This window comes from Alterotamlana spongicola (assembly GCF_035818475.1).
GTDB lineage: Bacteria > Bacteroidota > Bacteroidia > Flavobacteriales > Flavobacteriaceae > Cognatitamlana.
This window is the reverse complement of record NZ_JAYMGV010000001.1, coordinates 2,497,550-2,522,817: the sequence shown is the minus strand read 5'-3', so window position 1 is coordinate 2,522,817 and position 25,268 is coordinate 2,497,550. Positions and strand designations below refer to the sequence as shown.

General features: G+C 32.3%; 25 protein-coding genes, 1 tRNA gene and 1 pseudogene. 17 read left to right on the top strand and 10 right to left on the bottom strand.

Features of this window, described 5'->3' with window-relative positions; genetic code table 11:
- Positions 1-2: 2 nt before the first annotated feature.
- Together VOI54_RS10885 and VOI54_RS10880 are read left to right on the top strand one after the other, a co-directional pair.
- Positions 3-1,736 carry a M56 family metallopeptidase gene (locus tag VOI54_RS10885; RefSeq protein ID WP_326282816.1) on the top strand — a complete coding sequence of 578 codons (1,734 nt, stop codon included), beginning with the start codon at positions 3-5 and terminating at the stop codon, positions 1,734-1,736.
- 743 nt (positions 1,737-2,479) lie between these two features.
- Entirely contained in the window at positions 2,480-2,632 is a 153-nt protein-coding gene (locus VOI54_RS10880; RefSeq protein ID WP_326282815.1) for an SsrA-binding protein, read from the top strand.
- Positions 2,633-2,716: 84 nt separating this feature from the next.
- Here VOI54_RS10880 and VOI54_RS10875 read toward each other — a convergent pair whose 3' ends face one another.
- Positions 2,717-3,412 (bottom strand): DUF2490 domain-containing protein, encoded by a 696-nt coding sequence (locus VOI54_RS10875; protein WP_326282814.1) that lies wholly within the window; start codon positions 3,410-3,412, stop codon positions 2,717-2,719.
- 217 nt (positions 3,413-3,629) lie between these two features.
- Here VOI54_RS10875 and VOI54_RS10870 point away from each other — a divergent pair, with 217 nt between their 5' ends.
- From VOI54_RS10870 to VOI54_RS10855, 4 genes are all read left to right on the top strand, one after another.
- Complete coding sequence (locus VOI54_RS10870) at positions 3,630-4,664, top strand: hypothetical protein (protein ID WP_326282813.1); 1,035 nt, start codon at positions 3,630-3,632, stop codon at positions 4,662-4,664.
- 163 nt (positions 4,665-4,827) lie between these two features.
- Positions 4,828-6,099: a PDDEXK-like family protein gene (locus tag VOI54_RS10865; protein ID WP_326282812.1), complete on the top strand. Its 1,272-nt coding sequence runs from the start codon at positions 4,828-4,830 to the stop codon at positions 6,097-6,099.
- A gap of 237 nt (positions 6,100-6,336) precedes the next feature.
- Complete coding sequence (locus tag VOI54_RS10860; RefSeq protein WP_326282811.1) at positions 6,337-6,918, top strand: hypothetical protein; 582 nt, start codon at positions 6,337-6,339, stop codon at positions 6,916-6,918.
- Between the two features lie 736 nt (positions 6,919-7,654).
- Entirely contained in the window at positions 7,655-8,212 is a 558-nt protein-coding gene (locus VOI54_RS10855; protein WP_326282810.1) for a hypothetical protein, read from the top strand.
- Between the two features lie 43 nt (positions 8,213-8,255).
- Here the strand turns inward: VOI54_RS10855 and VOI54_RS10850 are convergent.
- Positions 8,256-8,611, bottom strand: a pseudogene (locus VOI54_RS10850) (transposase); the annotation flags it as partial.
- A gap of 114 nt (positions 8,612-8,725) precedes the next feature.
- Between VOI54_RS10850 and VOI54_RS10845 the strand changes: the two are divergent.
- From VOI54_RS10845 to VOI54_RS10835, 3 genes are all read left to right on the top strand, one after another.
- Positions 8,726-9,475: a hypothetical protein gene (locus VOI54_RS10845; RefSeq protein ID WP_326282809.1), complete on the top strand. Its 750-nt coding sequence runs from the start codon at positions 8,726-8,728 to the stop codon at positions 9,473-9,475.
- 745 nt (positions 9,476-10,220) lie between these two features.
- Positions 10,221-10,766 (top strand): Crp/Fnr family transcriptional regulator, encoded by a 546-nt coding sequence (locus tag VOI54_RS10840; RefSeq protein WP_326282808.1) that lies wholly within the window; start codon positions 10,221-10,223, stop codon positions 10,764-10,766.
- A 96-nt stretch (positions 10,767-10,862) separates the two neighbouring features.
- Positions 10,863-11,759, top strand: a complete 897-nt coding sequence (locus VOI54_RS10835) for an oxidoreductase (protein ID WP_326282807.1) — start codon at positions 10,863-10,865, stop codon at positions 11,757-11,759.
- Between the two features lie 69 nt (positions 11,760-11,828).
- Here the strand turns inward: VOI54_RS10835 and VOI54_RS10830 are convergent, their stop codons facing one another.
- From VOI54_RS10830 to VOI54_RS10820, 3 genes are all read right to left on the bottom strand, one after another.
- On the bottom strand, positions 11,829-12,326 hold the full coding sequence (locus tag VOI54_RS10830; protein ID WP_326282806.1) for a hypothetical protein: 498 nt from the start codon (positions 12,324-12,326) through the stop codon (positions 11,829-11,831).
- A gap of 173 nt (positions 12,327-12,499) precedes the next feature.
- Entirely contained in the window at positions 12,500-13,384 is an 885-nt protein-coding gene (locus tag VOI54_RS10825; RefSeq protein ID WP_326282805.1) for a helix-turn-helix domain-containing protein, read from the bottom strand.
- A gap of 494 nt (positions 13,385-13,878) precedes the next feature.
- Positions 13,879-14,307, bottom strand: coding sequence for a GNAT family N-acetyltransferase (locus VOI54_RS10820; protein WP_326282804.1), 429 nt, complete (start codon positions 14,305-14,307; stop codon positions 13,879-13,881).
- Between the two features lie 526 nt (positions 14,308-14,833).
- Between VOI54_RS10820 and VOI54_RS10815 the strand changes: the two genes are divergently transcribed.
- Together VOI54_RS10815 and VOI54_RS10810 are read left to right on the top strand one after the other, a co-directional pair.
- Complete coding sequence (locus tag VOI54_RS10815; protein WP_326282803.1) at positions 14,834-15,403, top strand: dihydrofolate reductase family protein; 570 nt, start codon at positions 14,834-14,836, stop codon at positions 15,401-15,403.
- A 44-nt stretch (positions 15,404-15,447) separates the two neighbouring features.
- Positions 15,448-16,344 carry a hypothetical protein gene (locus tag VOI54_RS10810; protein ID WP_326282802.1) on the top strand — a complete coding sequence of 299 codons (897 nt, stop codon included), beginning with the start codon at positions 15,448-15,450 and terminating at the stop codon, positions 16,342-16,344.
- Positions 16,345-16,735: 391 nt separating this feature from the next.
- On the opposite strand, the gene VOI54_RS10805 is transcribed toward VOI54_RS10810, so the two are convergent.
- Positions 16,736-16,809, bottom strand: a tRNA-Arg gene (locus tag VOI54_RS10805).
- Positions 16,810-17,063: 254 nt separating this feature from the next.
- On the opposite strand from VOI54_RS10805, the gene VOI54_RS10800 reads away from it, so the two are divergent.
- From VOI54_RS10800 to VOI54_RS10775, 6 genes are all read left to right on the top strand, one after another.
- Complete coding sequence (locus VOI54_RS10800) at positions 17,064-17,699, top strand: Crp/Fnr family transcriptional regulator (protein WP_326282801.1); 636 nt, start codon at positions 17,064-17,066, stop codon at positions 17,697-17,699.
- Between the two features lie 176 nt (positions 17,700-17,875).
- Positions 17,876-18,433, top strand: a complete 558-nt coding sequence (locus VOI54_RS10795; RefSeq protein ID WP_326283156.1) for a YeeE/YedE family protein — start codon at positions 17,876-17,878, stop codon at positions 18,431-18,433.
- Between the two features lie 10 nt (positions 18,434-18,443).
- Positions 18,444-18,857: a DUF6691 family protein gene (locus VOI54_RS10790; protein WP_326282800.1), complete on the top strand. Its 414-nt coding sequence runs from the start codon at positions 18,444-18,446 to the stop codon at positions 18,855-18,857.
- 1 nt (position 18,858) lies between these two features.
- Positions 18,859-19,650 carry a sulfite exporter TauE/SafE family protein gene (locus tag VOI54_RS10785; protein WP_326282799.1) on the top strand — a complete coding sequence of 264 codons (792 nt, stop codon included), beginning with the start codon at positions 18,859-18,861 and terminating at the stop codon, positions 19,648-19,650.
- A 143-nt stretch (positions 19,651-19,793) separates the two neighbouring features.
- Positions 19,794-21,203, top strand: coding sequence for an MBL fold metallo-hydrolase (locus VOI54_RS10780; RefSeq protein ID WP_326282798.1), 1,410 nt, complete (start codon positions 19,794-19,796; stop codon positions 21,201-21,203).
- A gap of 12 nt (positions 21,204-21,215) precedes the next feature.
- Positions 21,216-21,485, top strand: coding sequence for a heavy-metal-associated domain-containing protein (locus VOI54_RS10775; protein WP_326282797.1), 270 nt, complete (start codon positions 21,216-21,218; stop codon positions 21,483-21,485).
- 3 nt (positions 21,486-21,488) lie between these two features.
- Here VOI54_RS10775 and VOI54_RS10770 read toward each other — a convergent pair whose 3' ends face one another.
- Genes VOI54_RS10770 through VOI54_RS10755 form a run of 4 tightly spaced genes read right to left on the bottom strand, consistent with a single transcriptional unit; the run spans position 21,489 to position 25,247 of the window.
- The gene (locus tag VOI54_RS10770; protein WP_326282796.1) at positions 21,489-21,764 is read right to left on the bottom strand and encodes an ATP-dependent Clp protease adaptor ClpS; all 276 of its coding nucleotides are present in this window, start codon (positions 21,762-21,764) and stop codon (positions 21,489-21,491) included.
- A gap of 32 nt (positions 21,765-21,796) precedes the next feature.
- The gene (gene prmA / locus VOI54_RS10765; protein ID WP_326282795.1) at positions 21,797-22,633 is read right to left on the bottom strand and encodes a 50S ribosomal protein L11 methyltransferase; all 837 of its coding nucleotides are present in this window, start codon (positions 22,631-22,633) and stop codon (positions 21,797-21,799) included.
- A gap of 39 nt (positions 22,634-22,672) precedes the next feature.
- Positions 22,673-23,305, bottom strand: coding sequence for a response regulator (locus tag VOI54_RS10760; RefSeq protein ID WP_326282794.1), 633 nt, complete (start codon positions 23,303-23,305; stop codon positions 22,673-22,675).
- Complete coding sequence (locus VOI54_RS10755; protein WP_326282793.1) at positions 23,295-25,247, bottom strand: ATP-binding protein; 1,953 nt, start codon at positions 25,245-25,247, stop codon at positions 23,295-23,297. Before VOI54_RS10755 ends, VOI54_RS10760 begins: the two co-directional genes overlap by 11 nt.
- Between the last annotated feature and the right edge of the window lie 21 nt (positions 25,248-25,268).

Here is a 25,268-nt window from a genome sequence, read left to right as displayed (position 1 = left end):
CCATGGAATATTTATTAAAAGCCAGTGCTGTTGTCGTTATTTTTTACTTATGCTATAAACTGTTTTTACAACGCGATACCTTTTTTGTCTCTAACCGGAGCTTTTTACTGGCAGGTCTAATATCAGCATTTTTAATTCCTTTTATTGTTATACCTGTTTATGTTGAACGTTCTCCTATTTTGTTTGACAACCTTCCTTTAGATACTACAAATGCTATTACACAAACTACCGGAGGAGCAATAAGCTTAATTGATATTGCATTTTACATCTATATTGCCGGAGTTATACTCTTTTTAGGTAAGTTTTTGATTCAGCTAATTTCATTATTAACTATATTGATTAAGAATCAAGGCACCAAAAGAGGACGTTATACCTATATCAAGACCAGCAGTGCTTCATCTCCGTTCTCATTCTTTAATTGGATAGTTTACAATCCTGATTTATTTAATAAAAGTGAGTTGGAACAAATACTAACTCATGAAAAGGTACATGCGTACCAACACCATTCTATTGATATTCTATTAACTCAATTAGCTTGCATTGTCCTTTGGTTTAATCCGTTTATGTGGCTTTATAACAAAGATTTAAAACAAAACCTGGAGTTTATTGCTGATCAAAATGCGCAGTGCAAAACCAGCTGTAAAAAGAGCTACCAGTATACCTTATTGAAAACAAGTATGCCAACTCATCAATTGGCTTTAACCAATAATTTTTACAATTCATTAATCAAAAAACGAATCGTTATGTTACACAAATCAAAATCAAAAAAAAGAAACCAGCTAAAGTATTTATTAATACTTCCGTTACTCGGGCTATTTATAATGAGCTTTGCCACTAAAGAAATTTTTATTAACCCTGAAGATCCTTTTTATGAAGATCCGTCTGTTGCATTAAATTCACATGAAGGTAGTTCTGAGCACATGGAACAACAAAGTGCTTCTAATGATTTAAGGACAGTTGAAAACAAAGGAGATATTGAAGTCTTTATAATCGCTAAAAACTTTACTGAATCAGAATTAAATAAGATTGTCAATACACTTAAAGAAAAAGGCATTACTGCCAGATTTAAAGGGATTAAACGCAATGATAAAGATGAAATTATTGCAATAAAAATCACTTTAAACTCTAAACACTCAAATGCTAATTACAATATTAGTTCAGACGATGCTATAAAACCTATAAAAATAACCTTTAAAGATCATGGTAAAAATATTACCATAGGTAGTTCAGGTAGTCATCTTTCTCATAAAAGCGATTATGTAGTAGAATTTAAAGACAAAAAAAGAGAGCATAGAATCATCAAACCGGGGAAAGCCAGAAGAGTCATTATTCATTCTGATGACGAGAATCACGATATCCATACAGAAGAAGAGATTGAAATTATTTCGCATGATGATGAAGAGCATACTATTGAGGTTATTGTAGAAACAGAAGGTCTGGGTAAAGAGGAAGATATTATAATCATAAAAGAAGAAGAAGGTGAAGCTACTCCCCAAAAAATGGTCATTAGAAAGGCAAAAAAAGAACATAAAGGTGATAAAATAACTATAGTATCTGATGATGATGAAGAACCTCTTTATATTATTGATGGTGAAGAAGCAAAACAAGGCATAAAAGAACTTTCTCCTGAAGCTATTGAATCTATAAATGTCTTAAAAGGTGATGCGGCTATAAAAAAATATGGTGATAAAGGAAAAAATGGCGTTATAGACATAAAAACAAAAAAAGAGAAATAAACCAACAACCATAATAAACTATAAGCACTCTTTTTCAGGGTGCTTTTTTTATTTCTAGATGATACATGAAAAAGATGAAATTGTAAAAAAATGGGGTTTTAAAAACAAAATGCCCCTTGACTTTAAAAAAACCGCTTAAAAACCCCCTACAATTGTTTTAATTTAAAACAAAAACAAACCTATTAAGTTTAAAAATAAAACTTAAACAAAGAAAGTCACATAAATTCCGAAACCAATTTTATCTTTTTACTTACACATTAGTATTCAAATTCATAAATATCCATTAAAACATTTGGCAAGCATATTAGTAAATATATATCTTCAAAAAACATTGAAATAAAAACCTGTTTACTAACTTTTAAAAACCCGAAAAAATATGATTACACTTGCCAAATTTTTAGTCGATTTGATTTTATTCATCATTTCACTTATTTAACTTCAAAAATTGTAAGACTTAGTCTAGAATAAGTTTTACAATTATCAAAAACAAATTAAAATCATTCCTTTACCGGTTAAAACCAGTACAGCTACAAAAAATAAGATCCCTGTTAATCACTCAACAAATCCACACATTAACCTTTGGTTTTCTTTATCCTATTATTACTTTCAAACACCTTAACAACTCAAAATATTAAGGGCGAATTAAAAGAATATAAGGCAGCTATCTTTGGGTTTTCTTCCTAATGAAGAAAATAAGGATTGGGTAATGTACATTTCAAAATGTTAATTGTAATTTTAACATTATGAAAAAGCAATTATTTAAGATCCTCGCAAAAGTTAATAAAGCTATTTTACCAAGCTATTCTAAAAAGAGGTTGGACCTAGCCAAGGCCAGTAAATTCCAAATGATCATTATTGGCTGGAGATGGTTTGTTACAAAGCATGCTTTAGATTAGTTTTTACTAATAGGCAACATATTAACCAATAAGCAAAGACTGACATAACCCCTATTTTATTCTATTCAGGTTTATAGTGTGCTATTAAATTTTGTGATGCAGGCTTAATTGTAACTGGTGTTTACTCCAATGATCTGTACTTTGCTTCATTATACCGAGCTGAACTTTTAGTCCTTTTCTGATCATATACCCTAAAGCCGTATAGAAACGGTTCCGGTCAAAAATTTCCACGGTATTACCGTTTCCAATATGTCGTTCCCCATTGATGAATAGCTCATTATACAACGCCAGGTAGACTGTATTCTTTTCCATAGCTGCTTTGTTCAACGGTATATTTAAAAACAAGTTGTACCTGTAACGTGTTCTGAAGTCCTGATTCTCAACAAACCTTTGCTCATAGCGAAACCGGTGAGCGGTATAGAAACGCTTTCCAAATTTAACCGGAAACAGAGCTTCCTGGTAAATTCTACTTTCAGAAGTTGTTGAATTATCAGATCCAAAGCCTCCGGTAGTTATATTGCCATAACCCAGTGTTAGTTTAATATTGGCATCCTTGGGTTTATAGGTTATCCCACCCCGTAACAATAATTGCTCAAGGTCTCCGGCAAGATTCCAGTTACGGTATTGAATATCGCCCTGAATACCCCATGAACTTTCTTTAAATGTGGTATTAAAGAAGTACATATACCATGCTCCCATTTTGTCCTCGTTTATCTGGGCATTTCCATACTTTGAGAAGAAGGAAATACAAAGTGTTAATAAAAGTAAGCGTTTTTTCATTTTCAAATAATATTGCACAACAGTTTACATAATATAGGTTGTGTAGTTCAGGCACCTAATTTAGCAAATACAAACCAAATAGAAAATTCTTTAAATTTGTAAGTATTTGCATATATTTGGGTGTATATATAGTAAAAATAAACACACTAGTGTGTTTATTCTATTGTTGTAGGTAATTCTCAAAAAAATTAGAACTAACAGAAAATTAAACTAAGAAATGAAAAAAACAATACTAATAGTCTTTAGCTTTTTATCAATTATAAAATTATATTCTCAAGTTAATATAGGCCAAAGTAGATCTCTTCATAATACATATATGGTTAGCCTTAAAGAAAGTCAATTTGATTTAGTTAAAAACTCAACTACTTATTTCATTGTTCCAAATCAACTTGATTACCAAGATGTACAAAAAAATATTCAACAAATATGGACCTTAAATGAAATTATATTTGTTTCACAAGATGAATATGAAAAAAACAAATATGAATATGTGTCAGCTGGTAATTCAATTATTCGAATAGTTAAAGGAGATGGAGTTCATGGAATAGAACGAACAAAAACCACTAATTTTGGAACTCCAGCACAGAGAACTTCAACGCAAATAATTAAATTGGGACTCAATTTTAAATTTGCTATGTTTTATTATCAAAATGTAGAAAAGGATAAAAAAGATGAAATAAAAATAAAATCGTTTCGTGTTGCAGAAATTTATTTCACTCCTAGCATAAAATACAGAATTAATGCATTCGGAGCAACAAAATTACTTTGGAAAAAAAGAAATGCTGATTTTGATATGACAAAAGAACCAGACTCATATAATTTTAACATAGGATATATTAGAAATTATTTTCAAGCTTTAAATAAAAAATTGTTGAAAGGTGAAAATTTTAAAGTAAGAGATGGTGTTAAAAATAAATTAAAATTAAAAGACCTGAATAACCAAACTCTTTTTGCACCTGATTGGATTTTAAAACAATATAGCTTTATCACTAGGGATTTAAAAGAAATTGTCACTCACGAAGAGCTTTTTAAGAAATATGATTATGAATATAGAGTTATTTCAAACATTGAATTAAATTCAAAAATTCTAGATGGAGAGGACTTCTATTATTTTATGTATACTCAATTTAATGATTATAAAATACTTTCTGTGATTCATAGCATTACTGGTGAAATAATTTATTTGACAGAAGACAAATCTTTTAACGTTAAAGATTCGGATTTAAAAAATATTAGCAAATTAATTAAATAAAACTACCTACAACATTGTATATAAAAAATTGCTATTTTGTGCTTAATCAATGTTAGTTGCTTTGTTTGCTAGCTTCTGATTTTCCTTCGGAAAATCCTCGCACACAAACACGCAACTATCCTTACACAAACCGTTACCCACAAGCAAACACCAAACGAACTGAATGAGTGAATTTGACAATATTACAATTGAAGAACTTAGGAGAGAAATCCGAAAATTCAACAACGACCAAAACGTCAGTAAATTAGAAAATTACTACCGCTCAAAATCACTACCCGAAATAATTGGAGCAAGTAGAAAAGAACTAGCACACAGCGGATTTGTTGCTTGGATTTTAAACAATTCTGAAAGTCATCTACTAGGAGATTTTGCAATTAGAAAACTTCTAGAACTGTTAGTCATCTATAGTAAGGACAAGCAATTGAGCCAACACAAGGAACTTTACGATTCAATTATCATTTCGGATTTTGAATTGGACAACATCTATACAGAAACGGAAAGGAGCATAAAGAATGTTGGGAGACTTGATATTTATCTAGAAACTGACATCAAGTATTTTGATAAAGAAAGAAAATTAAGGCTCATCGTTGAAAACAAAGTGGGAACTAAAGAACATAGTGACCAAACAACAAAATACTTTGATTACTATGAGAGTCAAAAAGAGGAAAATGACATCAATCTTTATGTGTTTTTGACACCAATTCCCAGTCTTGAATTAATGGACTTGGAATTTCCCGAATGTAGTTGTGATGAATATATTCAAATCAACTATCAATCAGTAGTCGATTTTATTCTTGAGCCAGCACTCAACAGAAATATAACTGACAAGACACAATTTATAATCAAAGAATATCTTCAATCTTTGAGTCAACCGACATTGGACGAGGATGAAGAAACTTATAAACAAGGCTTAATTATGGCATTAGGAAGTGACGAGAGAAATTTATTGACTAAATTCTGGAAAAAAAATCAAAAACTAATTTTAGCTACCCTTTACGCAATCAGTTCTGACCCAGAGCAGGAAAAAGACACAAGAGATAGTGCAAACCAAGCATTAAACAACTTATCGACAAGTAATAAAGACCGCAGTTTATGTTCAATAAAGTTTAACGGAACTTTAGAAGTTGAAAAAATCAGAAAATCTGACATCGGATATTCAACAGTCAAGATATTGGAAAGACATGGATTAATAAATGAAGAATCAATTGAGTTTCTAAAATCAGACAGAACAGCCAACCACAATTTATTGAAAACATTAAATAAAGTGACCGCAACAGAGGAAAAATATGGTAGATATCGTGTTAGTAAAGAACCTGAATTGATGTACAATGGAAATGAATATTATATCGTGAGGAATTGGGGAGTTGGTAACATAGGTCAGTTCATTGAAAAAATGTCTAAAGAATTTAAAGGATTGGAGTATGAAATCCATTAGAAAAAGCCAGTGGGTAACAATGGCTATAGTTAATACGGGTTTTAGTCCTTAATCCAAAGTTTAGTGTATTTTTATGATGTCCGCCAAATCTTTTTGATTTGGCTTTAAAAAATGAAAAATTAAAACAAAATAAAAAGTTTTGGCTAAGTGCTTAATCGAAAGTTCACTACTTTTAATTCCCGCACTAACCATAGCCGAAACGTTGTGCTTAATTACGCCACCTAATAAATAAATTAAATGAAAGTCTTTACAGCAAGAGCTAAGAGAGGAAAACTAAAATATTACGACGAACATATCTCATTCATGCTGGATGGTTCTAAAGAATATAACTGGAGGAAAATACAAAATGAAATAATTAACTGCTCTGAACTATCATTACCTATAAATTTGGAGTTTACGACCTCTAAATGTAAGTTTAAAGATTTGGACTCTTTGGACTGGGCAAAATCTGATTTTATGATTCCAATACTCCATAATAGATTAATCGAAATATTAAAAGAATTGGGGACAACGGACTTCAAAACTTATCCAATAACTGTATATGATTCAAAAAACAAAGAGAACGTTAATAATAATTTCTCAGCTGTTTATATAAATAACTATCTAGACTGTATCGATAAAGAATCGAGTGAACCAATCCCGAATCAAGAATCCGAAAAATATGACTATAGGAATGTGATATTGAAGGATATTGAATTTCCCGTTTTATTTAAGATTAAAGGAATATCAACTCCTTTTATGCATTTTTCGACTGAAGAAAACATAAAATTGCTTGAAAAGAATGGAGCTAATGGATTTGATTTTAAAGGTTTTGGATAATAAAAAACTAAGCACAACAATGTATCCTATGAAAAGCACTAGCCCAATTCCTCAAGGTTAATATTTTAATTTTCACTTAAACCATTTTTTTTTGATATAACTTGCTCGACATCCTATTTGTGATCGATTCTTGATTGTCACCAGCATCTGTATGACTATAAGTTATAATAACCCGGTCACTTGCTAAAGTATGTCTTCCTTTCTCCTTGCGATGTATATCTGCAGGGTTTACTACTAAAGAGTTTACCCGTAACTCTTAAAACTACGATGTGCATAATAGCCACAACAGCCTGCCTCATAAGCAGTACTTACTTCATAATCTGTAAAATACTTCTCTACATAGATTTTTAATTGTTCGGGACAAGGTTACATACTAAAGGTCTTTCCCGAAAACAGGTCTGTACTACAATGTATCTTCCAACTTCGCTTGTGTATGTCAATTCCTATGTATAATTTAGAGGAGGCAGTAATTGAGTGTTCATATCTTAAATTGTTTATGGTGAACTTTAAAGATACTCGACTTACTGCTTTTTCATCGATGCTAAAAATAATGCGTAAGTTTAATCCTAAATCTAAAGGATAGTGCGTATTTGGTCTCTCCGATTTTCCTGCGGAAAATCCTCGGACACAAAACCGCACTATTCTTATACGTAACCGTTGTGCAACATTTCCCAAAGAACGGTACAATTGTTGATTGAATTCTTGACAACATTTAAAAATCAAAAAAACTTAAAGAATGAAAAAAAACTTACTGACTTTACTCTTTGGACTTATATTTACACTAACCTACGCTCAAGAAAACAACAATATTACAACGGAAAAAATTTGGAGAGTGAATTTTTTAAATCCCGGAGTTGAATTGGAATTACCAACTGGGACTTACTCAACATTCTCTGCTGGGCTTGGAATCGGATATGGTGGCGGATATCCTGACTTGACTTTTAAAGGTAATGGATTTATTTACATAATCAGCCCATTTTTAGATGTTCAAGAAAAATGGTTTTACAATTTGAATAAGCGGAATAACAAAAATAGAACGAGTGAAAATAACTCTGGAAACTTTGTCTCTTTAAGATTTATAACTCGTGGAAATTCAATCACTGAAAATGTAAACAGAACATCAGACTTTGATTTCGCAATTGGACCAACTTGGGGAGTTCAAAGAAAATACGGGAAGAATTTTCACTTACTTTTTGACGTTGGACCTCAATACTATTTTGACACAAATGGAAATGGAAATATTTGGCCAATAATGTTGCAATTGAATTTAGGATTTGACTTTAAAAAGAAATAAAAAACGTTGCACAACAAAGAACTGAGTTAAAAAACAAGTCTTTTTAACTTAATTTAGAATCAAAATTTTCATCATAAGGCAATCCGATTTTCGCTATGGCAAACGCTTGTTTTAATAACTTATTTGACACTGCAATTAATGCCAATTTCTTACTTTTTCCTTTAGCTACAATTCTCTACAGGCTTTATTATGTTTACATGCTGAAAAAGCACATAAAAACAATAAATCCCTCAACTTCTTATTACCTACCTTACTTATAACTTTACTTATCCTACTCTTACCTCTTACACTGCTCCATGATTCTCTTATTGTTGGTGTTACACCTACATAACTACATAATTGTTTAGCACTTTCAAACTTGGTAAAACCATCGGTAACCATTATTAAAAACAAAGCAGTCTACATAAACGTAGGATTTTTTATAAAAAACTGTATTAAAAATATTCAATTAAAAAACTAAACAACTAAGTTTGCCTTTCAAAAAATCCATTTAATCAATAATAATTTTAATTTATGCAAAAAGTATTTTACACATTTGTTCTTTTATCAGTATCATTAATGTCTTGTGAAAGTAATTCTGACGATGAATCAAGTTCACCTGATACATCAAATAATATTCTAACAACTAAAGTAGATATAGCCTATTCTAATGGCGCCACTGAAACTTTACACTATACTTATAGTGGTATGACACTTATAAAAGAAGAATCTTCAGATGGCTACTATACAGATTATATCTATGAGGATAATAAGTTAACTGAAATTAATTACTATGACTCACCAAACCCGGGGATTTTAGAGTCTTACACTTATGATGCTCAAGAAAGAATAGCAACAATTTCAACGAATATAGTAGGCATAGGAGTTTATGATTATACTGTAACTTACAATGCTAATAACTCAGTAATTACAACATCATATACTAATGGCACTCCTGATAAACATACAGTCAACAATGGTAATATAGTAAGCTTTGATGAAGGAGGCGTCTACAACTCAACATACACCTATGACAGTAAGAATGGTCCTTTTAAGAACATAGCTAATAGGGATATTTTACTAACAATTAATTCTGAAAACAGCTATGCTTTAAATTTTGCTTTAAACAACTTACTAACCGAAGACATTGTAGAGACTGCAACTTCAACTAATAACAGTTATACCTATACGCATACATATACTACTTTTGGTTTCCCTAGAGTAACTACAGAAGATGACGAAGGTGATATTACAACGTATACTTATACTTATAACAATGACTAAGGTATAGCATTGTTATATTATTAAAAAAAATCAAAGTTAAAAGCAAAGCATACATTCAAGGATTGTATGCTTTGTTAATTTATATTAACCTAGACATAATGAATTACAAAAGATAATTGATTATTGTTATAAACTGAAACCTTCAACTGGAAATATTGATACCGAATATACATTTGTAATTACGGACAGTAGAATAATTGAAAAAGAAAATATACCAATGTTAATGAATACGCAATTAAACTGACAAAACAAGTCCGACAGCTGATTGATGCAGGAACTAATCCAAAAAACATAACTATTGTAGGAGCCTCAAAGGGAGCTCTTATTGCAATGCTTACGTCAACTCAATTACAAAATAAGGATATCAACTACATCATATTGGCCAACTGTAATAACTGGGTTAGAATGAATTATGACATTGAACTTTACGGAAGAATTCTCTCCATTTTTGAGGAATCGGATACTATTGGAGGTAGCTGCGAGCAGGTTTTTTCAGATTCTACATGCAAATCGGTAAAAGTCATGGGTTTATCTTCAAACCTCTGGCAGAATGGATTGACCCCACTGTTAAATGGGCAAAAAACGAGAGCTAACAAAATCTATAAATGTGTGGCTTCTACCTGCCGACAGGTAAGCCTGATTTACCTTCTGGAAAATCTTCGCACTTTTTGCTATCTTGGTTACTTAAACTGAGCTATATGATTTTTTTGTATAAAGGACATGGTGCGCCTTACCAATATTAAAAATGATTAATAACGACTTCAACATACTATCCCGGAAACTTGAAAAAGCAGGCACCCCTGTTAATTTACAAAGCCATAAAACATTAATTGAATTTAATGAAATAGCCCGGAAATTATTTTTTGTAAAAAAGGGAGGTGTTGTACTATACCACATTCATCCAACAACAGGAGAAGAAAGGGCCATAAATTTCTTTATTCCGGACTATCATCCCATAGCTACGATTGCCGAATCATTCGCCTATGATAAACCTTCTAAATACCGTCTTGCTACCTTTACAAACTCTCAACTGATTGAAATTTCTAAAGATACTATAACAGAACTTAGAAGCGATTCTGAATTTGCCGAAATTTTCCAAAACTATGGAATAATGACCCTGTTGGATAAAAATGAATTAAGAGCCATGCTAATTAGTTTGAATAGCGAAGAAATGCTGCAATACCTTCATACTAACTTACCGCAGATCATTCAGCAGGTTCCTTCAAAGTATATTGCCAACTTTTTGGGAATTACCCCGCAATGGCTGAGTAAATTGAAGCATAAACTTTGATTTCTGAAATTAGTTTCAGTTTTAAACGATTTATTGTCTGCAATTTTGCACTTCTGGTTTAACAGTGATAAGAATAATTTGTCAAAAATAAGAACTATGAAAAAGTGGAATGAAGATAATATCCCTGATCTTAATAATAAGGTTGCTATAATAACCGGTGGTAATACTGGGCTGGGCTATCAAATCAGTTTAGAATTAGCTCGTAAAAATGCTAAAATTGTCATGGCTTGCAGGACAAAAGAAAAAGGCTTAAAGGCTATTCAAGCCATAGAAAAAACGCTTAATAAAAAAATTAATTATGAAGTCATTTGTTTGGATTTAACAGATATAAACTCAATTAAGGAATTTGCAGACGCATTTAAACAAAAACATAAGCAATTAGATATACTGGTTAATAATGCAGGAGTAGTTAGCCTTAAAGAGTATCAGGTCACTAAAGATGGCATTGAAATGCATATGGCTACCAATCATTTAGGCCATTTTGCATTAACAGGGCTACTACTGCCACAAATTAAACAATCACCTAATGCAAGGGTAGTTACCATGTCAAGTGGTGGTTACCTTTTTGCTTCACTGGATTTTGACGATATGAATTGGGAAAAACGAGAGTATGACAGAGTAAAATGTTACGGTGCCAGTAAATTAGCTAATTTGCTTTTTATGGTTGAATTAGACCGGTTATTCAAAAGACATAATTATTCTGCTGTTTCTGTGGGAGCACACCCCGGTCTTTCAGCCACTAAAGGGCAAAAAGGAAGAGCGGAGGGCTGGTTTTATAAAGCAATGGCTCAGCCCGTAAAAATTGGTGCTCTACCTGCTTTAATGGGAGCTACTGCCGAAAATGTTGAAGGGAAAACATATTTTGGTCCAAGGTGGTTTATAAGAGGGTATCCAAAACCTTCAAAACTAAAAGAGATCGTTTTTGACGAAACACAGGCTAAAAGCTTATGGGAATTTAGTGAGAAAAAAACCGGTGTCAATTATGAGTTTTAAAATACATTACGTATCAATTATCTTATGGAAAGATTAGTATTGATCTCATCATTGACACCTTTTGTTGATTTATTTCAACCTTAATAGGCTACTCAACTTATAAACTCCATAAGCAGGTAGTACAAAACGGAAAATATTTAAGATCCCCCATGCTTTTAACTTTCCAGGTATGGATTTGACAGGCACAATATTTTCATTGAATACTGGTACGTTGATTCCCGTAATTATATATATAGAGATCCCGTAAGTAATCAAATATGCAATAAACGCTATCCAAACGGCTCTCTTTTGGACTGGATCTTGCATGAAACCGGATTTTTTTATGACCAGCATTATAAACCCGATCAAAACAATAGTGGAAACAGGAAAATGGAATACCCCGGCATCCACTGCATGGTGAAACTGCCTAAAACGCTCAGCGTTAACAACAGGATCTCCAACAAGCCAGTTGGTCACATACGTAATCTGTTCAAATAATTCGACTGTTCCCAAACCTGTCAACGAAATAAAGGTAAGCATCAGCCAGATAAAATCTCTTTTAGACTTAGTAGTTATAGATTTTGACATAATAAATATTTTTATGATAATTTGATGCAAATGTACATGGACAATACCATTTTTTTAATATCAAAAACTAGGTAAATATTATTAAAAATAAGGTCAATGATTTTTAAAACTAATGTTTAGCAGATAATCAGGTTCTTTATTCCGGTTATGGTATACCTTGATCTTAAGATGGATTATATGTGTGTTTTACGATAATTTGATGGTGTTAAACCGGTATGTTTTTTAAAGAAAAGAGCAAAATTGGAAGCACTTGAATACCCTACACTATAGGCAATTTCATCAATGGTCTTTCTTGATTGCAATAATAATGACGATGCTTCAAGAATAATATATTCGGTCAGGATTTGCTTGGCGGTCTTTCCTGTAGCCTTCTTCGCACATTCAGCTAAATAAATGGTACTTATATTGAGTTTATTTGCATAATATTCCAAAGAGACTCTCTTGTTCGGGCTGGTCTTGATCAGGTTCTCATAAGAAAATGCTATTTCATTGTACCGGGTAGTCACACTATTCTTAATGCTCCCACCTAAAAATGACTTACGCGCTTCATAGAGCAAAATAACCAGATATGAACGGATGATTTCTATATTCTCTTCGCTATAGTCTTGAAAAAGATTATAGATGTTTTCCATTAAATTAAAAAATAACCCTTCATTCTTCTTTAAAAAATAAACGGGAGAATGGTTTATGTTGAAAAATGGGAACTTTTGAAACAGGCTAAAGTTTGAAAGCCCCAAACGCAAAAAGCTAGAATTAAAGACCAACATATATCCTACCCCTAAATGTTCAATGCTTCTTACTTTGGTTGAAAGCATCTGTAGCGGTGCCATAAAAGTAATGCTGTGATCCAGAGCCGAAAATGTAACATTATCCACAACCACTTCAACATTATGCTCTTTTGTAATGACTATTTGAAAAAAGTCACATTGCCTCGTATCGGTTTCCATTGGGATATCATCCAAATGGTCCTTGAACTTTAAGATATGGAAATCCTGATGCTTTTGAAATCTTGAAATATTCATTTCCTCTAAAAGCGATTGGATCGTAGTGCATATCATCGATGGCAGTTTTTAGTTTTATAAAAATAGCAATAACATTGGTTATAATAAATAATCATTACTTTAATTATTATTATTCATGTTTTCCTGTAATTTTCATCTTTAAGGTTAAACAGTAAGATAAAGGTCAAAAAGGTGGAAACAGAAGACATATTTTACAAAACAATGACTCAGGGGGCGTTACCTGTTTTAATGGGAACTACTGCCGAAAATATTGAAGAAAAACATTTCTTGCTTCAAGATAATTTATAACCTGATTATACATTAACATTTGGATCAGGTGAGTTATAGAATAGTACACATAAGTTAAAGGAATAACATTTTGTATGTAGATTATCATGCTGTTTTGGTAGATGACAAAAAGGCTTACCCAAAAAGTATGCTCATGATAGTGTTCATCCAAATAAACTTGGATATTCTATTATGGAACCACTAGTTATAGCAGTTATATATAAATTATAAAACTAAATAGGTATGTTTTTTTTGAAATTCAACTATTTTAAACCATACCTATACACATTCGTTTTTCGTTTTTCAAAACCTAGTTTTTGATACAACTTATTTGCTGCTATTCTTTCCGGGCTTGATGTTAAATCTATTTTTGTAATGCCTTTACCCAAAGCATAATCTATTGCAAATTGTGTTAGTTTTTTACCCACTCCTTTTCCTCTTGCTGTTTCATCAACTACTACATCTTCTATCCAGGCTTTACTTCCGGTAGGTATCTTATTAAATACTATCGTTAGAGTACCCAAAATGACGCCTTCTTCTTTTGCAACAAACATCACGGTATTATCTGTGTTTATAATGCTTTCTATGTCTTCTTTTTCAGGAAATACATTAGCACCTGTAAGTTGTGGTATTAGTTTTTTAAAAGCGTTTAAAATATCATCAGAAATATTTTTTACTTCATAAATTTCCATAGATTTTGAATTTTGTTATTTATGAAAAATTAAGAAACAAAATTTTCTACACATTTAATCATTATAACCAAGAAAATTTATCTATGAAACCCTTTTGCTTTTAAAATACTCTATCAGTGCTTAGCTCTTTCTATTTGTAAAATTGTAGCTCCTTTTGCTATTAAGTAATCTCAATTTACACCAGGGCCTTTTAAACCCCTATTATTCCAATGATTATCAGACAAGTATCCGTAAATACTATTCCCTAAACATGATCATTATTAACTCTGACCAATAAAGCACACAGGTATTCTAATAATTTAATTAGCTAGTTATTGCGACCAGATTTTGAACCTAAGTTAAAGTACCTTAATTTTATGATTGACTTATTAAACTATTGAATAAATCAGGTGAAACAATGGAGAAACAACAAAGTAAAATTATACGAATTGTTTCAAAACCAACTGAAAACAAAAGCTTTTAGTAACTAGAGCGCATACTCATTTTAGTTCGACGTTGGAGGTCATTAGAAGAAAAAATTCATATCATGAGAAAATTAAAATTACAAATGCAAGTTTCCTTGGATGGATTTAATTCAACAGGTCCAAATGACGAGCAAAAATGGGTGACATGGGCATGGGATGAAATCAAACAATATGTCTTGGAATTAGCGGACTCTGCCGATACTGAGATTATTGGGAGAAAATTAGCGGTTGACTATATTCCATATTGGCTTGAGATCTCGACAAAACAAAACGACCCGATGTATGAGTTATCAAAAATCAAAGCACGTCAAAAGAAAATCGTTTTTACGAAAACCCTTGAAAAATCTAAGTGGGGAAATACGGTACTTGCAAAAGGAAACCTGGTGAACCAAGTAAAGAAATTAAAGAATGAAAACGGTAAAGATATTATTGTTTACGGAGGTAGTTCATTTGTCTCAGCTTTGGTCAAAGAAAACTTAATAGACGAATTTCATTTATTTGTCAACCCCATTGTATTAGGGCAAGGTGTACCTATTTTTAACCAATTAGATAATTGGCAACAACTTAAGTTACGGAAGTCTATTACGTGTGATAGTGGGATTGTAATTCAACACTATGACCTAATAGAATAAAAACGAACCATTGGCGGTCATTAAAAGAACAAAATCCGAATTCAATGAAAAAAACGCAAAACATAATAATCATAGCATCAATACTTTTTACATCTCTAGCCACTTTTGCACATCCGACTGGAAATATGATAACTGTTGGAGATAATGTTCTTTGGTCTTATATAAACCCTATTGATGACCCTAATCATAAAGCTTGTATAATGATTTGGAACAAAGAGTCAAAACCTAAAATATTTATCCAGTCTGAATATACCGCAAGTGATTTTATGCTTTACAACAACTTAGACGAAATCTATATTATAGAAAGAAGACATCTACAAACTACGCAAGATTTTGAAGTTAGAGTCTTGAAAACCACTATAAACACAGAACCAAAAGTAATCTGGAATTGGTTCAAGGATGAATGGCGAATTGGTGAAAGCGGTTTTTTTATGCTTTCCGACGATAAAATGGTCTTTGGCAAATTTCCTAAAATATATTGTCTTGAAAAAGGCAAAAAACCTTTAAAATATTTTGAATTCGACCAACCCATTAATAGAATAAGAGCTGTTGAAAACAACCAAATCCTTTTATTAAATAGCAATGACTGTTATCTGACCCAACAAAATGGAACTATTTTGAAACAATGGAATAAGTTAATAGACAATGACGTAAAAAATGCACCTTTAAATAGAAACCAGATATTCGATATAGATTACAAAAACGGAAAATTACTTTTTGCTTATTGGGGCAAAAGATCTTTTGAACTTATTGATGAAAGCGGAAAAAAACAAACTATATTTCAGCAAAAAGAACCGCTAACGCCTCATTGGGTAGCTTTTTTAGGCCATGAAAAGCTTCTGTTTTCATCTAAATTGATTTTTGACGGAAGTACACCCAAACCTTATTTGGTTTTACTAGAGGAGAAAAATGGTAAAAAGGTAATATGGAAAGTACAATGAACAGCATGGTCAAAATGCAGTTTTATAGCGCTGAAAATAAAACACCTACAACAACTTAATTACAAGATATATACGGGTTTTTATTGTGACCTTGGCAGGATTATTTCATGATCCCGACAAAGCTCCGCTTTGAAAATCAACAAAAGAAGACAGTTCTTCCCCCCCTAAATAAAAAAGCGAGCTCTTTTACTTAGAACTCGCTCATCTTCAATTTTTTGTTGATTTATTCTTGACCTCGGCAGGATTGCAGATCCTTTATGCTCCATAGTCTAAATGGAAAGTCACAAATCAGAGATTTGTGCTTTTTTGTTTGTATTTCAATCCTTGAATAAATTCAAATTTCATCCAAACAAAAAAGTCTGCACATTTGTGCAGACTTTTCATTCTTAAGTGACCTCGGCAGGATTCAAACCTGCAACCTTCTGAGCCGTAATCAGATGCGCTATTCAGTTGCGCCACGAGGCCTTTTTTGTGCGTGCAAATATACATTTTTTATTAAAAGCCGACCAATTTTTTGTGTAAAATTGTAATTATTAATTGTTACTAATTAAAAACAATACACTCTAATTAGAACTTGAGGTATAATTTTATATGACCGGTATGTAAAATATATAATTAGTCGTAAAACTAAGCTATACCTATTTTAATGAAGGCTTACAAACACTATATTTAATTATAAATAAAAGACTTATTCAACTATTAAATGTTATTTTTGAGCTATGACAAAACATTTATTACAAGAAAAGTACAATCATATTTTAGATGAGCATCTTATCAAAGAAATCCATGACATAGGTGTTTTCAAAACATTTAAAAAAGATGACATTATAATTGACATCAATCAGCCGTTACAATTCATCCCACTGCTATTAAGTGGAAACATCAAGATACTTAGAGAAGATAATGAAGGAAACGAACTACTTATTTATTTCCTGGAAGCCGGTGAAACCTGTACAATGTCATTAACCTGTTGTATGGGCACTACTAAAAGTAAAATAAGAGCTGTTGCTGAAATGGATTCCAGCCTTATTATGATTCCGGTTCAAAATATGCAAAAATGGTTTGACAATAATAAAAGCTGGCGTAATTTTATTTTAGAAGCTTATCAAACACGTTTTGACGAAATGCTTGAAACCATAGATAATCTTGCTTTTATGAAAATGGATGAGCGTTTGTACAAATACCTGTATAATAAAACTAAGTTACATGCCTCAAATATTGTTATAATCAAACATCAGGACATTGCTGAAGACTTACATACCTCACGCGTTGTTATTTCAAGGCTTCTAAAACAATTAGAAAACGAAAACAAAATCAAATTAAGCAGAAATAAAATTGAGGTTTTTAGCATTTAAAACCTCATGACACCACCCTATACACTCTTCTACACCTCTATTTTCAGGTAATTAGTGGATCTAACTGAACCGCTTCAATAACTAACTAAATATAAAGCACATCTAAGGCTAAGTAACATTTATTACAAAAACATAGCTGGTAAGGCTATAAATTTGTGCAAAATCACTAAATAATGATGGAATTTATATTAAGTCCATGGCCATGGTATATATCCGGGCCATTGATTGCATTGGTACTAGCACTTCTTCTCTATTTTGGAAAAACATTTGGTATGTCATCAAACTTAAGAACCTTATGTGCCATAGGAGGTGCCGGAAGATTTACTGAGTTTTTCAATTTTAAATGGAAAGATCAACTGTGGAACCTGACCGTTGTAGCCGGAGCTATTATTGGAGGTTATATAGCTGTTAACTATTTATCAAATGACAATGGAACAACGCTCAACCCAGCTACAGTTACTGAATTACAAAATATGGGTTTTAAAACACCCGGAGCGACATTAGTTCCTGATGAAATGTATAGCCTGGATATTTTAGCTTCGCCTAAGGCATTGGCACTCCTGATAATAGGTGGTTTGTTAGTAGGCTTTGGTACTCGCTATGCCGGGGGATGTACTTCCGGACATGCAATAACTGGGCTTAGCAGCTTACAAAGACCATCACTAATAGCTGTTATTGGCTTTTTTATTGGTGGCTTAATAATGACCAACTTTCTTTTACCTATAATCTTTTAATCTTTTGACTATGAAATTTTTAAAATATCTACTGGTTGGTATTTTCTTTGGTATTGTTTTAGTAAAATCTGAAGCAGTATCCTGGTATCGTATTTATGAAATGTTCAGGTTTCAGTCTTTTCACATGTATGGTATAATAGGAACGGCTATAGCTTCCGGAATTTTGTTTTTACAAGCCTCTAAAAGAGGATGGATAACATCTATTAAGGGGAGCAGTATTTTTGTTCCTAAAAAAGAAAAGGGGGTTATTAGATATATTGTTGGCGGAACCATTTTTGGTTTTGGCTGGGCACTTATTGGGGCCTGTCCCGGTCCTATGTATATTCTTTTAGGTACCGGTGTTTGGAGTATGATTATTGTAATTGCGGCTGCAATACTAGGCACTTTCATTTATGGGGTATTAAAAAACAAACTCCCTCATTAATATGGATAGCACCCAAATACTAGGATATATTGGCGCATTGATTGTTGGATTAGTTTTAGGGCTAATTGGAGGTGGCGGTTCTATACTTACGGTTCCGTTGTTAGTGTACCTTTTAGGCTATAGCCCTATTACAGCAACAGCCTACTCCCTCTTTATTGTAGGAACATCTTCAATGGTAGGTACTTACCAAAAATATAAAAAAGGAATGGTAGATTTTAAAACAGGTTTAGCATTCACTTTCCCCTCATTCATTGCCGTTTATTTGACACGCCGGTATTTGGTACCCAATATACCGGATACTATTTTTTCGGTAAATGGTTTTAATATCACCAATGACATGGCTATCATGGTATTCTTTGCTTTTATCATGTTTTTAGCAGCAATTTCAATGATAAGGAAACGAAAAGAGCAATCAGAAACCTCTGTAAAACAACCTTATTACCAAACCTTTATGCAAGGTTTGGTAATAGGTACTGTAACAGGTCTTATAGGGGCCGGCGGTGGTTTTTTATATGTTCCTGCACTGGTACTTTGGGCTAATATTCCAATGAAAAGAGCGGTAGGAACCTCATTGATTATTGTAACTATTAATTCATTAATAGGTTTTACAGGAGATATGCAAACTTTAGAAATAGAATGGTTGTTTCTTTTATCTTTTACATTAATAGCTATATTAGGAATTATCCTGGGGGTTTTTCTTTCAAAGTTTATAAGCAGTCAAAAGTTGAAAAAAAGCTTTGGCTATTTTGTTCTTATAATGGCAACCTATATTATCTACAAAGAGTTAAGATAGCGTAATGTGACATTAGTCACAGAGTATACCATTAAGGTTTAGTAATTTTGGATAAAATTATTTCGAGAGGTAAGCAATTAATTCAAATACAATAATAATTCTAATAGCATATTACGTCTTACAGAATTAAAAATAACATACAAATGAAAATTGAACAAATATATACAGGATGTTTAGCTCAAGGAGCCTATTATATTGAATCAAATGGTGAAGTTGCTATTATTGATCCTTTAAGGGAAACACAACAATATGTAGATAAAGCTGAATCTGAGGATGCTAAAATCAAATACATATTTGAAACACATTTTCATGCTGATTTTGTTTCGGGTCATGTTGACTTAGCTAAAAAAACGGGAGCTACTATTGTGTATGGCCCCGGTGCAGAAACCACTTACGATATTCATACTGCCAAAGATAATGAAGTCTTTAAATTAGGACATGTAACCATTAAAGTGTTGCATACTCCCGGACACACCTTAGAGTCTTCTACTTTTCTGTTAGTTGATGAGAACGGAAAGGAGCACGCTATCTTTTCAGGAGATACTTTATTCTTGGGAGATGTAGGCAGACCTGACCTTGCCATCAAATCTGATTTGACCAAGGAAGATTTAGCGGGGATGCTTTATGATTCATTGCGACAAAAAATAATGACACTTCCGGATGATATAATTGTATATCCTGCACATGGAGCCGGGTCTGCATGTGGTAAAAACTTAAGCAAAGAAACCATTGGTATATTGGGTGATCAGAAAAAAACCAACTATGCATTAAGAGCCAGTATGACTAAAGCTGAATTTATAAAAGAAGTTTTAGACGGTATTGCGCCTCCTCCTCAATATTTTGCAAAAAATGCTATGATGAATAAATCCGGGTATGATGATTTTGATTCTATTTTACAAAAAGGAAATACACCTTTAACTCCTGAAAAATTTGAATATTTGGCAAATACTGAAGGAGCCTTAGTTCTGGATGTAAGAACAGAACAAGATTTTGTTAAAGCACATATTCCAAACTCTATTTTTATAGGATTAAATGGAGGTTTTGCTCCTTGGGTAGGCGCATTAATTACAGATTTAAAACAACCTATTTTATTAGTTACACCCAGTGGAAAAGAACAGGAAACCGTTACAAGGTTATCTCGTGTTGGATACGATAATACATTAGGTTATTTAAATGGTGGTATCGAATCGTGGAAAGCTACAGCGAAAGACATTGAAAGTATCACTTCCATTCCTGTAGACCAATTTTCTAAAATATTTAACAGTGATCGTATTAATGTTCTTGATGTTAGAAAAGACGGAGAGTATAAATCTGAACATTTAAAAGGAGATCAAATCAAACACTTTGCTCTTGATTATATCAATGAAAATATGAATGTTATTGACAAAAACCAGGAGTATTACATACATTGTGCCGGTGGGTATCGCTCTGTTATTGCTGCTTCTATCTTAAAAGCCAGAGGGGTTAATGTTATTGATATTGCGGGAGGGTTTTCTGCAATTAAAAATTCTGATCTGCCTACAACTAACTATGTTTGTCCTTCAACTTTATAATACTTGGAATTTATGCAAGCACGTATTGAAATACAAAATTTAAAATGTAACGGTTGCGCCAATACCATTAAAAACAAATTAGCTAATCTGGAAGATATTTCAGATTTGCATATAAATACAGAAAGCAGTCTTGTTACATTTGTTCATAAAAATGATTCTACTCTTTTAGAGGTAAGACAGGTATTAAACAAAATAGGATATCCGGTTGTAGGTAGCAAAAATGCCCTAACTACAAAAGCTAAGTCTTTTGTTAGTTGTGCAATAGGACGAGTGAGTAATTAACACTTAAATGATCTCGGCACTAAGCCCTGCCTCAAGAAGCATTGAACAACGCGGCTTTAAATCGTCATACTCCCCTGTTTTCACAGTACACTTACCCTTATAATGCACAAGTAGGGCACATTGTTCTGCTTGTTCTGAAGTATGGTCACAGGCATATATGAGGGTTTCAATAACATGGTCAAACGTGTTTACATCATCATTGTGCAATACAATTTCATTTAGTTTTAAAACATCTTCTTCGAGTAGTAGTTCTTCAGATATTTTCTCTTTTCCACTCATAGTGCTAATAATTTTGGAGATAAATCACTCCACTAATTTAAAAATTTTAAGGACACCCAGTTATTTCTTTCCAGTTTTTCTATAAATTTTAACAGATGCTTTTCACATTCAGCCTTAATAATTGGAATATCATCATTGTAAAAACCACTTAAAAACAAGGTTCCGTTTTTATTTAAACACGAGGTATAAATTGCCATGTCCTGTAATAAGATATTACGATTTATATTGGCTATTATAATATCATAGGTCTTTCCCTTAAGAACAGAAGCATCACCTTCTATAACCGTAATATTTGTACAACGGTTGCGTTCAACATTTTCTATACTATTTAAATAACACCAGTTATCATAATCAACTGCATCAATAGGCTTTGCACCCTTTAACTCTGCTAATATAGCTAAGACACCTGTACCGCACCCCATATCTAAAACCGATTTGCCCTTCAAATCATTCTTTAAAAGCTGCTGAATCATCATATGAGTGGTTTCATGATGCCCCGTTCCAAAGCTCATTTTAGGTTCTATAATAATATCATAATCTGTATTGAACGATTCATGAAATGGAGCCCTAACAGCACAAACTCCATCCACGACTATAGGGTTAAAATTCTTTTCCCATTCTGCATTCCAGTTGGTTTGTTCTATTTCTGAAAAGGTATAGGTTATTTCAAATTCATCTGAATTTAAAATGTGGATATTGTTTAAAATAGCATCATACCAATCATCCTTTTGAATATATGCAGTAACACCTGTTTCGTTTTCTACAAAACTCTCAAAACCAGCATAACCTAATTCTGCAATCAAGATTTCCACAGCTGGCTGTAAGGGAGCTACTTTAAACTCGTAACCCATATAAATGATGTTGGACATGGTCTGTTTATTTTTTGACCACAAATATAGATGTTAATATTACAACAACTCCTTCTCTAGTGCTATTTTAATTATCCCTACACTGTTTTTTGCTCCTAGTTTACTCATAATGTTCATACGATGTGTTTCTACAGTTTTAGGGCTAATAAATAATTTTTTTGAAATTTCCTGAGTGGTCAACTCTTCCGAAATAGCAACCAAAACATCGTGTTCGCGTCTCGTTAAATTCGGTTTTAAACCATTATCTGAGGCGGTATTGTTCTGACTCCATAGTTTCTTATGGATATCCTTTTGTAAAAATAGTTCTCCCGAAAGTACAGTTGTAATAGCTGTAATGAGCTCTAATTTGTCCGTATTTTTCAACAAATACCCGTGCACGCCATTTTTAAGCATCCGCTTTACAAATGAAATATCTTCAAAATTTGTTAAACCTATTATTTTTAAATCAGGATGTTTTTTAAGCAACTGCTTACTTAAATCTATACCATTTATATCTGGTAAATTAATATCTAACAATAACACATCAGGGTTATCATTTGAGATGTTTTCTATAGTTTCAGAAGCATTTTTATAAGTACCGACACAGGTAACTTCTGAGGTGTTTTCAAGCATAGAGACTATGCCCTGTAGCACCATTTCATGGTCATCTGTTATTGCTATTTTAGTTACCATTTAATTTATCTTTATCAATATCTATCGTATAAGAGGTTCCGTAGTTATTAGATATAAAATCTGTGGTAGCATTTAAATAAGCTACTCTGGATTGTACATTACTTAAACCAATGCCGTCACTTTCTAAATTATTTTCATCAAAGCCTTTTCCATCATCTTCTACTGTAATTTGTATAATGTTATATCTAGAACTTATCTGTACATTAATGCTAGATGCTTCCGCATGTCTTATGGCATTTGTTACCAATTCCTGAATGATTCTAAAGGCATTAACCTCGGCTTTCTTAGGCAAATCTATAGCCTCTCCTAAATGCTGAAACGTGATGTCTAGGTTTGGGGTGACATCATTCAAATTACCGCAATATATCAGAGTTGCTTCTTGTAAGTTAAAGTTTTCCAAGGATGGTGGAATTAAATTATGAGAAATGGCCCTCACCTGCTTACAAGAATCATCTATCATGGTAATGGCCTCCTTAATCACATTATTATTCATTTCTAAAAGTGATGATAGTTTATACTTGATAGCTGATAAATCGCCATTTACTCCATCATGCAATTCTTTAGCCACCCGTAGGCGTTCTTTTTCCTCTCCTTCAATTAAAGATTCTAAGGTTTTTATTTGAAATTCACGCTTTAAAGTCAACAACTCTTGATTTTTCCTTTTTTGACGTTGCTTAAATAAAAATACCAATAAAATTGTTGCCACTACTAAAAACACAATAGTACCCAACATGTAATAGTTTTGGGTTTTCTCTTTTTGAATTTCAGCTTCTTTGCCTTTGAGTTCTAATTGTTGGGTAGCAATTTCGTTGTCTTTCTTAGCCGTTTCGTATTTAGTTTCAATCTCATTAATATTTTTCAGGTTTTCCAATTTTAGAATACTATCTCTGTAAATCGAATGCGCTTTAAAACTTTCCAACGCCTCTTTAAAATTATTATTGGCCAAACTTGCTTCACTTTTTGCATTATAAACCTCTGAAAGCAATGCCAAATCATTTACCTTTTTGGCATGAAAGCTTGCTTTTTCAAAATGGAAATTCGCCAATACCTTTTTCGAAAGCTTACTATAACAAATAGCTAATTCTAAATGAGTTTCTACTATTTCATCCTCATCTTTAAGTCTTTCTCTAATTTCAAGAGCCTTTCTTAATAAAGCTAGAGCTTTTTGAGGCTCTCCTTTCTTTTCGTAAATTGCTCCTATATTGTTATAGTTTCTCGCTATTTCTTTACGATTTTCATTCTTGATATTTACCGACAATGACGAATTAAAATATTCTAACGCTTTATCGTACTGTTTCAATTTTGAATAGCTCCCTCCAATATTATTAAGGATTGTTCCTAGAGCATAATTTATATTTGGATTCTCCGAATTCTTTGAAATCTTTTCTGCCTGAAACCCATACTCTAAGCTTTTCTCATAATCTTCTATAATGGAGTATACATTGGCTAGATTAAGAAGCTTAATAAACTTACCATATTCGTTGGAATTCTTCTCATCGTAAGTAATTCCTTTAAAGTAAGTTTCGATAGCCTTTTCATAGTTTCCTTCAGATTTATATAACATCCCTAAGGAGGAATATATTGCAGATTTGTCTAGTCTCTTTTCATCAAAAATCTTGTATGATTGTTTATAATAAAACCTTGCAGAATCATAACGATTGGTAAACAAAAATGCATTACCAATATATAAATTGGCTTTTGCTTCAGTTTTTACATCATGAACTGCTCTGGATTTATTTAACGCCTTTTTGCCATAAACTAAAGCACTATCTGTATTTTCATATAAATAGTAATACGCCAATTCATTCAACGTTTGGGAAATTATGGTATCAGCTTTACTATACTTGAGTTCTACTTTTAAACTATCAATAATTTTGTTTGTCTGTGCTGCTAAACATAAACTAAAAATAAGGCAAAGGCTTACGCTAATTACTTTTTTCAAAAGGATAAAATTTATTTATTA

Bases quoted from the DNA above. Each gene is read 5' to 3' on its own strand.
- VOI54_RS10885 (WP_326282816.1), top strand. From the start codon at position 3: ATGGAATATTTATTAAAAGCCAGTGCTGTTGTCGTTATTTTTTACTTA.
- VOI54_RS10880 (WP_326282815.1), top strand. From the start codon at position 2,480: ATGAAAAAGCAATTATTTAAGATCCTCGCAAAAGTTAATAAAGCTATT.
- VOI54_RS10875 (WP_326282814.1), bottom strand. From the start codon at position 3,412: ATGAAAAAACGCTTACTTTTATTAACACTTTGTATTTCCTTCTTCTCA.
- VOI54_RS10870 (WP_326282813.1), top strand. From the start codon at position 3,630: ATGAAAAAAACAATACTAATAGTCTTTAGCTTTTTATCAATTATAAAA.
- VOI54_RS10865 (WP_326282812.1), top strand. From the start codon at position 4,828: ATGAGTGAATTTGACAATATTACAATTGAAGAACTTAGGAGAGAAATC.
- VOI54_RS10860 (WP_326282811.1), top strand. From the start codon at position 6,337: ATGAAAGTCTTTACAGCAAGAGCTAAGAGAGGAAAACTAAAATATTAC.
- VOI54_RS10855 (WP_326282810.1), top strand. From the start codon at position 7,655: ATGAAAAAAAACTTACTGACTTTACTCTTTGGACTTATATTTACACTA.
- VOI54_RS10845 (WP_326282809.1), top strand. From the start codon at position 8,726: ATGCAAAAAGTATTTTACACATTTGTTCTTTTATCAGTATCATTAATG.
- VOI54_RS10840 (WP_326282808.1), top strand. From the start codon at position 10,221: ATGATTAATAACGACTTCAACATACTATCCCGGAAACTTGAAAAAGCA.
- VOI54_RS10835 (WP_326282807.1), top strand. From the start codon at position 10,863: ATGAAAAAGTGGAATGAAGATAATATCCCTGATCTTAATAATAAGGTT.
- VOI54_RS10830 (WP_326282806.1), bottom strand. From the start codon at position 12,326: ATGTCAAAATCTATAACTACTAAGTCTAAAAGAGATTTTATCTGGCTG.
- VOI54_RS10825 (WP_326282805.1), bottom strand. From the start codon at position 13,384: ATGATATGCACTACGATCCAATCGCTTTTAGAGGAAATGAATATTTCA.
- VOI54_RS10820 (WP_326282804.1), bottom strand. From the start codon at position 14,307: ATGGAAATTTATGAAGTAAAAAATATTTCTGATGATATTTTAAACGCT.
- VOI54_RS10815 (WP_326282803.1), top strand. From the start codon at position 14,834: ATGAGAAAATTAAAATTACAAATGCAAGTTTCCTTGGATGGATTTAAT.
- VOI54_RS10810 (WP_326282802.1), top strand. From the start codon at position 15,448: ATGAAAAAAACGCAAAACATAATAATCATAGCATCAATACTTTTTACA.
- VOI54_RS10800 (WP_326282801.1), top strand. From the start codon at position 17,064: ATGACAAAACATTTATTACAAGAAAAGTACAATCATATTTTAGATGAG.
- VOI54_RS10795 (WP_326283156.1), top strand. From the start codon at position 17,876: ATGGAATTTATATTAAGTCCATGGCCATGGTATATATCCGGGCCATTG.
- VOI54_RS10790 (WP_326282800.1), top strand. From the start codon at position 18,444: ATGAAATTTTTAAAATATCTACTGGTTGGTATTTTCTTTGGTATTGTT.
- VOI54_RS10785 (WP_326282799.1), top strand. From the start codon at position 18,859: ATGGATAGCACCCAAATACTAGGATATATTGGCGCATTGATTGTTGGA.
- VOI54_RS10780 (WP_326282798.1), top strand. From the start codon at position 19,794: ATGAAAATTGAACAAATATATACAGGATGTTTAGCTCAAGGAGCCTAT.
- VOI54_RS10775 (WP_326282797.1), top strand. From the start codon at position 21,216: ATGCAAGCACGTATTGAAATACAAAATTTAAAATGTAACGGTTGCGCC.
- VOI54_RS10770 (WP_326282796.1), bottom strand. From the start codon at position 21,764: ATGAGTGGAAAAGAGAAAATATCTGAAGAACTACTACTCGAAGAAGAT.
- prmA (WP_326282795.1), bottom strand. From the start codon at position 22,633: ATGTCCAACATCATTTATATGGGTTACGAGTTTAAAGTAGCTCCCTTA.
- VOI54_RS10760 (WP_326282794.1), bottom strand. From the start codon at position 23,305: ATGGTAACTAAAATAGCAATAACAGATGACCATGAAATGGTGCTACAG.